This is a genomic window from Rickettsia rickettsii (genome assembly GCF_001951015.1).
Lineage (GTDB): Bacteria > Pseudomonadota > Alphaproteobacteria > Rickettsiales > Rickettsiaceae > Rickettsia > Rickettsia rickettsii.
Genome location: NZ_CP018914.1, coordinates 210,508 through 225,360 on the forward strand (window position 1 = coordinate 210,508; position 14,853 = coordinate 225,360).

The window sequence follows — 14,853 nt, forward strand, 5'->3', positions numbered from 1 at the left end:
CTATAATGCTAATTAACTATAATTGATTTATCAATATGCAAAACCCAGCACAAAAAGTTATATCTTTTTCAGAGCATAAGTCTGATATAGAACGCATAAAGAAATCAATAGAAGAGGGGTGGGCGATAGTAAAGCTAGTACCTAATAACGACCGTTTTATCGGACTTTTAGAAAAGATTTCGCATGCTGAAGATGAAACAATCTATATTCCTCCAAGAAAAAAGATAATAGTTAATTAACACAAATAGCGAATTATTACATAATCTGCTATTCGGCTTAAGAAGTTGAATATAAAAGGTGACAATTGGCTTTCACTTTTTATATAAAGCTAAGTATATATTATTTTTTAGCAACAACTTATAATTCTTTACAAAATATAATGGAATTACCTAAAAAAGGTAGTTTTGTTTTACCCCATGCTTAAAAAGACCTTATTGTCATTTCCGTGTAGCATTGGTGTTGTTGCATGGATTAATCCCACCCTGTCATCCTAGCTCATTTGTAGCGAGATCCAGTTTAAAATACTCAGGTGACCTTGCGGTTAATAAAGTGCATTACCGCAGTTGCTGCAATCTGGCCTATATTTATTTGGCTCAGGGAATAACGAATGGCGTCATATTCTCTTGTTACCGTTCTGCTCTAAACGACTGTAAACACTTAGCAATATCCTGTTATTAGAATTTAAAGTTGGAGTAACGCTCCCCGCTATTTTATTCTCTATCTTCTGCCCTAAACCAGATAGTGCGTTGTTATTTACAGCATTTACTGCAAGTTCCGTTACTTTCTCTATCGCTATCATCTTCGCCAGCTGTACTCCCCGCTAGCTCTATGATGGTCTTAAAAAAGTTTCCCACTTCACTCTTTCAAGCATTTTGATAGTTCAATACTCATAGGTCTTATTGGTAAAGGTTTATTTTCTGCTATAGCTTGCTGACGTTCTTGCGTGATTGCTTCCCAGCATCTGTAATCTTCATCTTGTCTTTTCATTAAATCAAATTGGGCAAGGTAGGTATTTAGCTTTTCTTGAGCCTTTGTCACTTCTCCATCTTTAGCGTGTAAAAATTCTATTAAATGCGGGACATCTTCTGGAAATAGTCTTGGATTACACATTTGTATATAAGTTACTATCAATAACCAACCTAAATTACGTCTATCCTCTTTAGAATATTTAGGATAATGTATATATTTTTCATCATCCATAAAAACATAATCGAAATATTCTTCTAATATTTCTCCAGTATCATATAATTCGCCTAAATGAAAATTATATTGTTGATAATGTTTTAACATTACTTCTAAAAATTCACCTAAATTTTCTAAGGTTATATCTTCTACTGCTTTAAATTCTACAGAATCAAAGAAATATAAATCTATATATTCTTGACGTGTTTTTCTGATATATGCATCTTCTTCATTTATTTTTGCATACCATAATTTATCTGTCATTGTTTATTTCATTTTGTTATTCTAATAATTTATACCGCTTCGAGGTTTCATTAAAGTTTTTATTACCTTATTTGCATATTGTTGTTGTGATTAGGTTATTTTTTAAAACAGCATCTCTCTCTATTTCTTGATATGTCCTGACATGAGCTACATTACCACTTGTATTATCAAATATTACAAACTGGTCATTTTTTATATCAACAGCAATAAGTTTTTCAGTATCATTACTTATGTTATAAGCATTTTTTAAAACCGTTTTAGGTTCTTTAGATGCTGTACTTTTTAACCACTTGAATTGAGGGTGATAATAAATGATTAGTATTTTAAGTTATTTTTTTGGATATCGTGGTCAAGCCACGGTATGACACGAATGCGTTTTTCTACACATTATTAGTATATCAGGTTCTACCACGCCTATCACAAATAGGGCTATAGTTTTATTTAGAAGATGGTGCCAATGTGGGGATTTGAACCCCAGACCTACACATTACGAATGCGCCGCTCTACCAGCTGAGCTACATCGGCTGCAATATGATTATATTATGCTGAGATATGGATTCCTACGAGACATGTTTCGTCATTGCAAGCGACGACTGACAAGGAGCGTGGCAATCCAATAAAAAATTTAAAAATGCTAAAAGACTAGCATCCTTAATTGGACCCCGTGGTCAAGCCACGGGGTGAAAATGAGACATCTTTATAAATGCGTCGAAAATCTTAAATGGAAATGCTGCGTATCGTCATATTTCTTCTTCTTAACCGGGAAACCCCAATCCATTCTGATTGGTGCAAAACGTGTTACCCAAATAAAGCCGAAACCAATGGAAGCTCTAAGAGATTTATCGTTATAAAAACCGTTTGGAGTTTGATATTGTTTCTTATTTAAGCCTACTCCCCAAACGCTTCCTAAATCCATAAAGACTGTACTGATTAAATTAAATTCCTCAGGTATAGGTGTTGGGAAATTAAGCTCTGTTGAAAATGTGTAATATCGCTCACCACCAAGTCCTTCGTTAGTGACCTTTTCACGAGGTCCTACACCACCGCTTGCAAAGCCTCTTAAACTATAATCACCTAAATTAAAGCGATCGGAAATTCTAATAATTTTTCCTCCAAGCCCTGCAATATTGCCTCCGGAAGCAGATAATTTTAAAGTAAGCTTGTTATGTATGAAAGATTTATAATATTTACCGTCAACTTCATGCTTTATATATTTGTTATCACCTCCAACGCCGGCAAATTCTTGTGTGCCGCTTACTAAATAACCGTTCTTTGGAACAATTTTATTATCGGTTTGATCATAAGTAATAGTATGTCCTATAGCAGAAGTAATGAATCTTCCCATTTGCTCCTTTAAGAATATTGAGCTTGATGGAGTTGGAGCACTTAAAATATCACGTTTGATTAAATAATCTATTTCGTGACCTAAATCCTCTTTAATTTCATAACCAAGAGAAGTTTTGACTCCTATAGAGTGTAACTTATAGCTTTGATCAGTTGTATTTAATACACTAGCACCGCGTCCGGTATAGTTTCTAAACATGTTTACGCCAAGTGATAACTCACGATCTAAAAAGTGCGGTGCGGTAATACCACCGTAATAGCTTGTAGTGTTTTTACTTACTTGTACACCGGCATTAAGCAGTTTCCCGGTACCGACTAAATTACGCTCTAAGAAAGAGAAACGTCCGAATAAACCGCCGGCAGTATTATAGCCTAAATCAAAACCTATAGAGGAAGTAGATTTTTCATCAACTTCAACGTTAACATCATATTTATCTTTAGCTTTAGTCGGAGCTAAGCTAATTGCTACTTTCTCAAAATAATCTAAATTTCTAATATTACGCTCACCTTTTTCAATATATGAACGATTAATTATATCACCTTCTTCTATTTTAAATTCTCTTCTTATAACAGGGTCTTCGGTTTTAAGGTTATTAATAATATTAATTTTATTAATATAAACCTTATCAGCTTTTTCAATAATAAATTTAATATCTGCAGTATGATTAGCATTTTTCATTATATCCGGATAAACATTTACCGCAGGGTAACCGTTCGCTGTAAAATATTCTCCAATTTTTTCAGCTATATCATTAACCTTTTTCATATTGAAAACCTTGCCTTGCTTAATATTAACAATTTTATTAAGCGGTGTTATATCTATATTAGTTAATTTATTGTCTATTGTAATATTACCGAAGCTATATTTTTCTCCCTCTTCAATGGAATAGGTAAGGGTGAAATATTCTTTAGTATTATTGAGTTCTGCTAATGCCGAAATTACTCTAAAATCTGCAAAACCTACAGATTGATAAAACTCTCTCAGTAATTCTTTATCATACTCAATTCTATCAGGATCGTAAGTATCGTTACTTTCTAAAAAACGAAACCAACGAGATTCTTTAGTTAAAACAATAGATTTAAGTTCTGAATCACTATAATTTTCATTACCGCTAAAATAAATATAGTTAATACCGGTTTTTGGTCCTTCTGCTATATCAAAAATAACCTTAACTCTGTTGTTTTCTAAATTTTCGATTTTAGGTGTTACCGTAGTAGCAAAACGTCCGCTACGTTTATAAATTTCTAATATTTTCTTTACATCTAATTCAATTTTAGCTTGGCTAAGAGATTCACCCGACATTGTGTAAATTTCTTTAGCGAGAATATTAGTTTTGATTTTAGAATTACCGCTAAATACTATACTACTTATAAAAGGCGTTTCAGTAACGTTAACTATTAAATTACCATCATTTGTTATATGCATATTTATATTTCTAAAAAGTGAGGTGGCATATAAACGTTTTATTACCTCATCTTCTTTAGAATTATTATAGGTTTCTCCTACCTTAAGCTTTAAATAGCTCTCAATAGTAGAACGCTCAACCCTATGATTACCTTCGATAGTTATTTTACGAATTACAGAGTCAGCTAATGAAATATGATAATAAAAAATCGTTAATAATAAAATTGTTAACTTACTAATTGATCTGATTGTCACCTAAAACCTTCTTTAAGATTTAATTTAAATTTCTGTGTTTAAACCCAATGTCATACCCGTGGCTTGACCACGGTAAAAATAATAAATTAGATACCGCGTTCAAGTCGCGGTATGACAAAGAACGGGATTTTCGCTTTTAGCTAAGAATAATACAAAGTTCTCCTAACTAATGCATTCAAACATAATTAATGTACTCCACTATAGTAGATAATATAAACGAGAGCAAGCAAATCTATAATTTAGGAAAACAAATTTTGTATATCGTTGGAAACAGCAATTATAATAAGAAAAATTATGATTATTGCTCCTAATTGTAACAAAATATTTTTAGTCTTAGGATGCGGTAATTTACCTGTAATTGCTTCATATAATATAAATACTAAATGTCCGCCGTCAAGCACCGGTATAGGTAGTAAGTTAAGTAACCCTAAATTAATGGAAAGCATTGCTATAAATAACAGATACATTTGGGTTCCACCAGCTATAGATTTGCCTGACTCTTTAGCAATAGCTATCGGCCCTCCTAGCTCATCGAATGAACGTTTTCCTAAAATCATTTGCGATATTGCGTTTAGAGTTAAAGCAGACATATCTATAGTAGTATTAATAGCTTCCCATAATCCTCCTAAAATTCCTATTTTAGTATGAATAGGTTCATTTTTAGCTATAATACCGATTCGAAGAGTTTTCTTAACTTGCTTTTCTTCGGGAGGTGATATAATTATTTCTTGAGGCATTATATTAACGATAAATTCTTCACTTTTTCTTTCTATAGTTAAAGTAGAAGAGCTAAAACCGTTAATTAATATCTCTCTTTGCACGTCCCCGAAATCTTTAACAGATTTATCGTTAACCTTAACAATTTTATCTCCTGCTCTTAAGTCTGCTCTCTCTGCCGGTGATGAAGCTACTACATTACCTATTATAGGAGGAATCTCTGTTTTTCCAAAGTAACAATAAAAACCTGCAAATATTATTATGGCAAGTAAATAATTAATTAACGGACCTGCTGCAACGATTAAAAAACGTTCTAAACAAGATTTAGCATCAAAAGCTACTTTTTCGTTAACTTCTTTAGTCTTATCCATAAGGCTGCGATCATAGCCGTAAATCTTGACATAACCGCCAAGCGGTATAAGGCAAATCTTCCACCTAACTCCTTTTTTATCGGTAATGCCTATTAGTGCTTTACCGAAACCTATCGAGAACTCCTCAACTTTTACATTAAAATATCTAGCAATACAATAATGCCCGAATTCATGGATAAATACCAAGATACTAATTGTTATAATAAATCCTATTATAGAGAGCATAAAAATTTTATAAGTTTACTAATAAATTATTTTAAGGTATACATTGTAAGATTATAGATATCATTTCGTCGTTGTGAGTGGACGTTGCTATTTGGTTTCCTATGTCATTCCCGCGAAAGCGGGAATCCACAGAAAAAAAATTAAGTAATCCAAATGTATTAGTTTTAAAAACTAATAGTATTTATGTTTTTGAATTACTGGATTCCCGCTTTCACGGGAATGACATCACGCCATATCACCTTACGCATTGACGAAAATTAAATTTTAAATTTCTTTTCTCTATGAGTTCAAATAAAATTAATAAAAAGTCGATTGCACGTATTGCAGCAGTGCAAGCTATTTATCAAAACATATTGCAAAATAACGACGATATGGATGATATAATGCAAAATGTACTTTCTTTTTATCAAAATAATAATTCTATAACAGATTTACCTGAGAATTTAAAAATATCATTAAGTATAAGTCATTTTAAAATGCTGGTAAAGTTAGTATTTGAAAATATTCATAAACTAGACGAAATTATCGACAATCATTTAACAAATGATAAAGATCCTGCACATATGCCAATCTTACTCCGAGCTTTATTGCGTGTTAGTATATGTGAGCTATTATTTTGCCCTACTACGCCTGCTAAAGTAGTAATCAACGAATATACGGACATAGCAAATGATATGTTAAATGAGCATGAAATTGGTTTTGTTAATTCTGTATTAGATAAAATAGCAAAAGAGCATACTCGTTTAATTTGAAAATTGGCTATAAGTACTGTGGTACTCAAGTATTATTAACGACTTTCGTGCCTCGTCTTGTGGATTCCTTGCTCTTTTCCAGATTAAACTTCGTCTACTTATTCTTCATTTATTTATAAGTATAAAAGATTTTATGACAAATAATTTAAGCGGTTATAGAAATAAATTCGTTAGAGTTAAGACTTCTAAAAAACGCACCGTCTCTTCTAGTAATTGGCTTAGACGCCAATTAAACGATCCGTATGTTGCAAAAGCACGTATAGACGGCTTTAGGTCACGAGCTGCATATAAACTACTTGAAATTCATGAAAAATTTAAACTTTTTACTCCTAACATGAAAGTTGTTGATCTAGGAGCAGCTCCTGGGGGATGGAGTCAAGTAGCTTCTAAGCTGATTAAAGCTTCGGATAATAACCTAAATAATAAAATAATCTCTATCGATGTGTTAGAAATTGAACATGTTGCTGGAGTTGAATTTGTTCAAAAGGACTTTTTTGAAGCAGATACGGAAGAATTAATTATTCAGGCTTTAGACGGTAGAGCTGATATAGTAATGAGTGATATGGCATCAAATACCATAGGTCATAAAGCTACAGACCATATAAGAACCTTACTTTTATGTGAGCAAGCTTTTGAATTTGCTTTAAAAGTACTAAAACCCTCCGGTCATTTTATTGCTAAAATTTTTCGTGGCGGTGCAGAAAATGAATTATTACATAAAGTAAAGCGTGAATTTAAAACAGTGAAACATTTTAAACCTTCATCCAGCCGCAGTGAATCTACGGAAATCTATTTAGTTGCTCTAAATAAGAAATAATGAATATGAAAGGCGAAAGGTGATTTCTGCCTATAAATTTATTTTTTTATTTAACATATTAGAGGATATAGATGATAATTACTTATATCTCCTGTTGTTTGGACTTCCTGAGCATATTCTTGACTGCAGCTTTGAAAATTATTATACATCCCAACTAAATTAGCTCCGGTTTCAGTTTCAACTATTTGATTATATAAATTATTTTTTAAATTTAGAGTATTTTTAGCATATTTTGGTGTTGCTGCTTCCCAATCATCTATGGTTAAAGTAATATTCTGTTTCAAATCAGAAAAATTCACAAGTCCATGTTTACTGATTCCGGCTATGATTTCTTCAAAGCCTTCGACTATTACATTAATTCCTAGATATTTTGTCACTTTTTGTTTGGCAAAATTATATAAATGTGATGCCCATTCTTCTGATTGTGATAGTGTTGTTTTTTTACCAGGAAGTACCATTGTTGTTTGTCCAAAATGCTTATTAGTAATATTAATAAGATTATGTTTTGCATTATATATCTTAGAATGGGTAGCTAGCTCTTTTATTGGAGTTGTTACTTTTCCGGTAAATAAATTTTTTTCTATGCCTCTTTCAATTATCGGTTTTGAGCCAGGGCTGTCAAAAGTTGTAGATTTATTAAAATGTAGGTTGCGAGAATGTATTTCTACTAAGGTTAAATCTGCAATTATTGCTCCAAGTGAATGACCGCTAGTATTAAAACTATATTCTGTGGCTTTACTTAAGCCGCCTAATTTGTTAATTATTTCATTAACAAAATCCTGAATTGGAGTTAGTTTAGTAGGTAAGTAGTGCAGTGCGATAAGCAAGTCGTCTAATAAATCATATATATTGAATTTTGTGCCGGCACTAGCAATATGAACTTCTTTAGTGTCTTTATTTATAAATGCGACGGCTTTATAAGCATATTTAGCAGTGTTGATATTATCACATGAAGCAGTCAGTATTTCCCAGCCGCTATCTGTTAATTGTTCATTGACCTTTGATGCTTTTAGCTTATAAATATTTAAATCATCTGTTTTATATGCGAGGTCTAAACCTATATAAGCAAGCTTTTTAGTGCTAATATGTTTAGAATTTTTGTACGTAGGCATATCTACCTCTTTTTGATCAATTTTACCATAAAATATGGTTTTTTCTAAAAAATGTCAAGTCAAATATTAAGCTATTATTAAATAAAAGATTGATATTTGATTACTTTTGTCATATAGTGCATTTACAACCATGAAATATGGTGAATTAAATTAGGAGATAGACTATGTTGACATTATTAATACAAAACTTATTCAGAAGTAATAAACCGATCACGTACTTATCTTTAATAGAAAAAGCAAAAGCAGATTATAGTTTTTATACAAAATTAGCATCAGGAAGCTTTTTTGTAGGAGTAAGTAGTTTGTTTTCATTTAGTAGTTGGTTAAGCAAAATACCTTTAATAACATGGGGTGTTTTTGGTACTAGTTATGGGGCAAAAGGCATTATGGAGAGTAATGAACAAATAAAGCTTTTTACTCAAGCTCATGAAGCAACTAAAGTTGAAGCGTATTTGGCTACTTCGGGGTTAGGAAGTTTTGTATACGGTACTGCTATAGATAAAAACGGTATAGATAAATTTACCGGTAAATATATTGAAGGAACAAACGCTAAGATAATATCTAATGCAATAACTCGCGTACCAACCTTAAGTTTAACGGAAGACGGCGTTGGTTACAAACATAATGGTGGCTATGAAATAGTAGAATCAACAGATCGTGCTTTATATCAGGCAATACCTGGCGTGAAAGGACAATATACAAATAAATTAGTTCTAGATACTAGTATTCTTCCTTTACATGCTTGTATTATTCAGCAGCTAATACAAAATGGCTATTCAAGTGAAGATATTGAAAAAGCTTTAAGTTTAGGAACTGTTGCAAAGAGAGAAAGTTACAAAAATAAGCAATTAGCAGCATACAAGCCAAATTTGACAAGTAAGTTATGGCATGGTACAGAAAAAGCTATGCAAAATAAAGTATTAGAACTTTCAAAAGAAATACAGAAATATGCTGAAATAAATAAAGCTTATGAAGAATTATTTAATTATCATACTTCCACTAGTGAAGAACAAGAAGAGCAGTTTTATAGCCTTGATTATAATAATGATAATCACACTCAAATCTTAGGAGATGAGGGAGATGGAGGATATATATCTGATATTGCCTAGTAACTAAATACAAAACTTTCTAAAGAGTAAGGTTATAGATCTATAACCTTACTCTTTATTTATTTAATAACCTCTTTAGCTCTCCTTTCGAAAGCTATAATCATTTTTTTGGTTGCTTTGGTAAAATAAGTGTCGATTAATTTATCCAGTATTACGGATTTCATTTTAAAATCAATAAAGAATTTTAATGCAGTTCCTGCCGTGCATGGAACAAATTGCCAAGTACTTTTTAAATATTCAAAAGGTCCTGAAATAGCTACCGTATTAATCAAATATATTCCATCATCTGTTATTTCGCTTGTAACTCGTGAGTTATATTTTTCTGAAAAGCCTTTTAACTGAATTACTAATTCAGCAATAACCTCTTGATTATTTTCTGAAATAATTCTAGAAGCAGAACACCAAGGCAAGAATTTAGGATAAGATTTTACATCCCAGACCAAATCAAACAATTCTTGCGGTTTATAGGGTAAAATTTTAGTGTGTTGAAGGCAAGGCATTAGAAATCTGTGACTTTACCTTTATGCTGCCAGTCCCCGTATCTTGTCGGTTCTAGACCTTTAACACCGCCAATTTCTTTTTCTTTTGGTAAATTTTCTTTTTCTGATATATTATTAGATATCTTTACAAACTTCGTTTCTAGAGGTAATTTAGACATCGATCCGGTACTCATCACATCCTCACGTATGTCCATATACGCTGTAGTGCTGCGTTCCGTGTCTCCTGTACATTCCTCTCTATAAGCTGGTTTGGAAAGATGTCTATTATCTTTTTTATCGTCCATAGTACTAAATATATGAAATATAACCGTATTTATATTAATAGTCGTTTAGCTGAAAATAGCAAGATAGAATTAGCAAGTGATCATCATGTTCATTATGTCAAAACGGTGCTACGTCTTAAAGTAAATGATGGCTTACGTCTCTTTAACGGTACGGATGGAGAATTTCTAGCACAAATTAACGATATAGGTAAAAATAACCTATCGGTTAGACTGAAAGAACAGTTAAAAAAGCCTTATACAGAATCTACGTTAACTCTTGCTGTTGCTATAATAAAGCAAGATAAATTAATGCTTGCAATAAATATGGCTACGCAACTCGGTATAACTAAAATTATTCCGTTAATTACTAGGTGGTGTCAATTTAGATCGGTAAATATCGAACGTTTAACGAAATGTGTTATTGAGGCAACAGAGCAATCAGAACGTCTTACTCCCCCGATAATTGAAAAAGCTATCACAATACAAGATTACCTAAAAAAGAATAATAATTTGATGTTATATGCTAATGAACATGAAAAAGAAGAAAATTCTATATTACGAATTTCATCATTACTTAGTAATAGTGATATAACTATTATTGTAGGACCGGAGGGAGGCTTTACTAATGATGAGCTGGAACTTCTTGCCTCATATAAGAATACAAAATCTATAAGTTTAGGAAGTAATATATTACGTGCTGAAACAGCAGCAATAACTGCTATAGCACAAGTGAGGTTATTAGGTAGTCATTGCGAGGAAATTGCATAGCAATTGACGAAGCAATCTCAGGAGTTTGTTATGATTTCATGAGATTGCCACGCAGCCTACGGCTGCTCGCAATGACGAAAAGGTAGAGTTACTTCGCCTTTTCTATTCCGGGTTTACAAAATAGCTTACCTAAACAAAGGAAAGAATATACACCACAAAAGCCTATAATTATATAAAGTATTGTAACAATAATTGGAAATGAGCCAAATAAAAGTGTGACTAAATTAAAATTAAATAATCCGACTAAACCCCAATTTATAGCACCTATAGAAGATAATAAATGTACAGTAGTAATAAGTGGATTATTAGAAGTATTTATTAACATATTTAAGCTCCTTTTAGTTAAACGTAAAAGACCTTGTTGTGTGGCTCATACCTCTGTCATCCCACAACTTGATAGCGGGGTCCAGTTAAAATACTAAAATTACACTAGTATTATGGGTTACATTTTTGGATCCCGTGGCGAGGCCTCGGGATGACACTATATGCGTTTTCCGAGCCATGCAACAAAACTAACGTAAAATAATCATTCCTCATTTTGAGCTATATGTCTACTAAATTTTATTATTCTATAATTTATTAATCCTTCTTAAAAGTGTGATATATTACAGGTATAACAAAAATTGTAAATATAGTACCGATGCTTAATCCTCCAACTATTACAAAGCCTATAGAATTACGAGCAGCAGCACTGGCCCCGTCTGCAAAAACTAGAGGTAAAGCTCCGACTACGGCAGCAAGAGTAGTCATAAGAATTGGACGCAAGCGAAGTTTTGAGGATTCTATTATAGCTTCTTGAACCTTTACTCCTTTTGCTCTTAGCTGATTAGCAAATTCTACTATCATAATAGAATTCTTAGTAATTAATCCAATTAAAGTAATAAGTCCTATATTACTATACATATTAAGGCTATTACCGGCAAGCCAGAGAGCAAGTACACCACCGGTTATTGAGAAAGGTACGGCGAGTAATATTAATAAAGGGTCAGTAAAGCTTTCAAATTGAGCTGCAAGCACTAAATAGATAAATATAAGAGCAAACACAAATGTTATAAGCATATTACTGTCTGCCTCTCTCATTTGTTTAATTTCTCCTATATATTCAATTATAGTATTACTAGGATCAAGTAACTTAGCGGCTATTTTATTGATTTCATTAATTGCATCATCAATTTTCCTGTCAGGAGCAAGATCAGAAGAAATAGTAACGGATTTTGAATTATTATAATGACTATATGATTTTACTGATATTTTTTCCGTAATATTGGCTATCGATTCAAGCGGTAACATATTATTATTTTTTGCTCTGATTAAAATTTTACTAAAATCGCTAATATCTTTTCGATCTTTTTGATTAAATTGTAATATAACGTCATATAAATCATTACTCATTCTAAAATGCCCGATTTGTTGACCTGCAAGTAAATATTGTACCGTTTTGCCTATATTTGCCAAATCCATTCCGTATAAATAAGCCTTATCACGGTTGACTTCTATACTTATAGTCGGCATTGCCGATTGTAAATTTCTATTGACGTTTAAGAAAATAGGATTTGTTTTCATTATATCAATAAATTGTTGTGATATTTTATCTAGATCATCATATTCAAGGTTCGTTTGAATAGTAAACTCGATAGGGCTACTTGCATTCCCGCTAACCATTGAACGTGGATCCATAGCGTAAATCGACATGCCCGGTATTTCAGAAAACTGCTTATTTAACATATTCTTAATAGTTTCTTGGGAACAAGAACGCTCACCCCAATTTTTTAGAGGAATGAATCCAAAAACGTTATCGCTACCGCCTGCACCTATTACCATCAGATAACCTAATATATCTTTATAATTAGCAAGGATTTTTTCGGCTTCTTTCACTACTTTAGTAGAAGATTCTAAATTAGAACCTTCAGGACCTTTAAGAGAAACTTGTAAGAATCCATCATCTTCTTGGGGTACGAAAATTTTTTGAGTAAATTTAAAACTAATAATCAGCACTATAAATGATGATGCAATAATGATGACAAATTTCTTTTGATTTTCAAAAGTTAGCTTTAGATAGTAAATATATTTATTTTGAATAAATTGTAGAATGTCGTTAAACTTTACTAAGAATTTCGGTAAGTCCGTATTATGTTTTGTAACCATACGACTTGACATCATAGGAGTTAAAGTTAAAGCAACAAATCCTGAGAACAAAACACAAAATGCTAAAGTCCAAGCAAATTCAATAAATAATTTCCCGATAAAACCCTCTATAAAACCCACGGGTAAAAATACGGCAGCAAGCGTAATAGTCATAGCAATTATTGCAAAGCCGATTTCTTGAGAAGCAAGCATAGCCGCTTCCATGGGTTTATGCCCCATTTCATTATATCTAAAAATGTTTTCAAGCATAACTATCGCATCATCGACCACTAAACCTATAGCAAGTATCATAGCAAGGAGAGTAAATATATTAATAGAAAATCCAAAAGCATACATTACGCTAAAAGTACCGATCAACGATACTGGAATCGTTACAAACGGAATTAAGGTAATTTTAGCAGAAGCAAGAAATAAATAAGTGACTAAAACTACTAATATTAAAGCTTCAAAAATTGTTTGAAATACTGCATAAATTGATGCTTTTACAGGTGTTGCTGCATCATATGCGATACCCATGCTTATTCCTTTGGGCATGGATTCTTTAATTCTTTCTAGTGCTTTAGTTACTTCATGTGATAAATCTATGACGTTAGCTTTTGATGCTTTTATAAGACCAAGGGCAATAGAGCTTTTGCCGTTATATCTAAAAATTATGTCCTCATCGGGAGAAGTTAAAGATATTTTTGCTATATCTCGTAATTTTATGATACCTCCGTTTTGTACTTTTAGAATAATATTACCGAATTCTTCTGGTGTAGATAAAGAACCTGCAAGAGTTACTATAAAATTATTGCTTTTTGTTTTAATCGTACCTGCTGGATAATCTTTGTTTTGCTCTTTTATTGCGGATTCAATCTCCAATAAAGAAATTTTATGTTGATATAATTTTTTAGAATCGGGTTCTATTCTTATTATATATTCCCGACCGCCGTAAATTTGTGACTGTCCTACGCTTTCAAGTTTATCTAACGGTGTTTGTAGATTATCTTCGACGATCTTTGTTAATTCTAAATCGCTATATTGATCACTTTCAATGCTTATGAAGAGGCTTGGGAAACTATCGGCATCAAGTTTTGTAACTGACGGGGCTTTCATATCTTGCGGGAACATATAAGTGATATCCGATATTTTGGCGCGGACATCGTTTAGTGCTACTTCAATATCGGTAGATAATAGAAACGATAAAGTAATACTACTTTCGCCGGTAGAACTTTGAGAAGTTATATAATCTAAATTTTTAACCGTCTTTAAAGCTTTTTCTATACGTGTCGTTATTGCTTGCTCCATATATAAGGCATCGGCACCTGCATAATGAGCTTCGACATTTATAATAGGAACTGAAATATCCGGAGTACCTCTAATTTGTAGTTTGGTAAAAAACATTGCTCCAAGAGCTACGATAACCAAATTCAAAACTGTAGCCAAGACAGGGCGTTTAATACAAATTTTAGACAATAACATTGGATTAAAAATTTTATTCTAAATTAATGTGCATAGTGAATTATTACATAATCTGCTATTCGGTTAGAAATATTCTATATAAAAGGTGAAAGACGGTTTCCACTTTTTATGTAAATTAAGTATATATTGTTTTTTATTAAAAAACTTATAATTTTTTATAGAG

Annotated in this window: 14 protein-coding genes and 1 tRNA gene; 5 read left to right on the top strand and 10 right to left on the bottom strand. The window is 32.1% G+C overall.

From position 1 onward, the window contains the following. Positions 1–35: 35 nt before the first annotated feature. Positions 36–239 carry a DUF2674 domain-containing protein gene (locus tag BTU51_RS01155; RefSeq protein WP_004996604.1) on the top strand — a complete coding sequence of 68 codons (204 nt, stop codon included), beginning with the start codon at positions 36–38 and terminating at the stop codon, positions 237–239. Between the two features lie 374 nt (positions 240–613). Here the strand turns inward: BTU51_RS01155 and BTU51_RS01160 are convergent, their stop codons facing one another. The 5 genes from BTU51_RS01160 to rseP all read right to left on the bottom strand — a co-directional run bounded on the left by BTU51_RS01160 (position 614) and on the right by rseP (position 5,763). Beyond that, positions 614–799 carry a hypothetical protein gene (locus tag BTU51_RS01160; protein ID WP_012262234.1) on the bottom strand — a complete coding sequence of 62 codons (186 nt, stop codon included), beginning with the start codon at positions 797–799 and terminating at the stop codon, positions 614–616. Positions 800–855: 56 nt separating this feature from the next. Further along, positions 856–1,446, bottom strand: coding sequence for a hypothetical protein (locus BTU51_RS01165; protein ID WP_012150417.1), 591 nt, complete (start codon positions 1,444–1,446; stop codon positions 856–858). 449 nt (positions 1,447–1,895) lie between these two features. After that, positions 1,896–1,971: transfer RNA gene (locus tag BTU51_RS01170), tRNA-Thr, on the bottom strand. A 172-nt stretch (positions 1,972–2,143) separates the two neighbouring features. Continuing rightward, positions 2,144–4,450 carry an outer membrane protein assembly factor BamA gene (gene bamA, locus BTU51_RS01175; RefSeq protein ID WP_012150418.1) on the bottom strand — a complete coding sequence of 769 codons (2,307 nt, stop codon included), beginning with the start codon at positions 4,448–4,450 and terminating at the stop codon, positions 2,144–2,146. Positions 4,451–4,689: 239 nt separating this feature from the next. Next, positions 4,690–5,763 carry an RIP metalloprotease RseP gene (rseP, locus tag BTU51_RS01180; RefSeq protein WP_012150419.1) on the bottom strand — a complete coding sequence of 358 codons (1,074 nt, stop codon included), beginning with the start codon at positions 5,761–5,763 and terminating at the stop codon, positions 4,690–4,692. Positions 5,764–6,044: 281 nt separating this feature from the next. On the opposite strand from rseP, the gene nusB reads away from it, so the two are divergent. Then, entirely contained in the window at positions 6,045–6,515 is a 471-nt protein-coding gene (nusB, locus tag BTU51_RS01185; RefSeq protein WP_012150420.1) for a transcription antitermination factor NusB, read from the top strand. Positions 6,516–6,648: 133 nt separating this feature from the next. Next, positions 6,649–7,332, top strand: coding sequence for an RlmE family RNA methyltransferase (locus BTU51_RS01190; RefSeq protein WP_012150421.1), 684 nt, complete (start codon positions 6,649–6,651; stop codon positions 7,330–7,332). Positions 7,333–7,382: 50 nt separating this feature from the next. Here the strand turns inward: BTU51_RS01190 and BTU51_RS01195 are convergent, their stop codons facing one another. Then, positions 7,383–8,444 (bottom strand): hypothetical protein, encoded by a 1,062-nt coding sequence (locus BTU51_RS01195; RefSeq protein WP_012150422.1) that lies wholly within the window; start codon positions 8,442–8,444, stop codon positions 7,383–7,385. 164 nt (positions 8,445–8,608) lie between these two features. On the opposite strand from BTU51_RS01195, the gene BTU51_RS01200 reads away from it, so the two are divergent. Further along, entirely contained in the window at positions 8,609–9,553 is a 945-nt protein-coding gene (locus BTU51_RS01200; RefSeq protein ID WP_012262235.1) for a hypothetical protein, read from the top strand. Positions 9,554–9,612: 59 nt separating this feature from the next. Here the strand turns inward: BTU51_RS01200 and BTU51_RS01205 are convergent, their stop codons facing one another. After that, positions 9,613–10,053 (bottom strand): type II toxin-antitoxin system RatA family toxin, encoded by a 441-nt coding sequence (locus BTU51_RS01205; protein WP_012150424.1) that lies wholly within the window; start codon positions 10,051–10,053, stop codon positions 9,613–9,615. Next, positions 10,053–10,337, bottom strand: a complete 285-nt coding sequence (locus tag BTU51_RS01210; RefSeq protein WP_012150425.1) for a DUF1674 domain-containing protein — start codon at positions 10,335–10,337, stop codon at positions 10,053–10,055. Before BTU51_RS01210 ends, BTU51_RS01205 begins: the two co-directional genes overlap by 1 nt. A gap of 12 nt (positions 10,338–10,349) precedes the next feature. On the opposite strand from BTU51_RS01210, the gene BTU51_RS01215 reads away from it, so the two are divergent. Then, a complete protein-coding gene (locus tag BTU51_RS01215; protein ID WP_012150426.1) occupies positions 10,350–11,084 on the top strand; it encodes a 16S rRNA (uracil(1498)-N(3))-methyltransferase in 735 nt (244 codons plus the stop codon). A gap of 88 nt (positions 11,085–11,172) precedes the next feature. Here the strand turns inward: BTU51_RS01215 and BTU51_RS01225 are convergent, their stop codons facing one another. Together BTU51_RS01225 and BTU51_RS01230 are read right to left on the bottom strand one after the other, a co-directional pair. Further along, positions 11,173–11,409: a DUF378 domain-containing protein gene (locus BTU51_RS01225; protein ID WP_012150427.1), complete on the bottom strand. Its 237-nt coding sequence runs from the start codon at positions 11,407–11,409 to the stop codon at positions 11,173–11,175. 254 nt (positions 11,410–11,663) lie between these two features. Then, complete coding sequence (locus tag BTU51_RS01230) at positions 11,664–14,690, bottom strand: efflux RND transporter permease subunit (protein WP_012262238.1); 3,027 nt, start codon at positions 14,688–14,690, stop codon at positions 11,664–11,666. Positions 14,691–14,853: the final 163 nt, after the last annotated feature.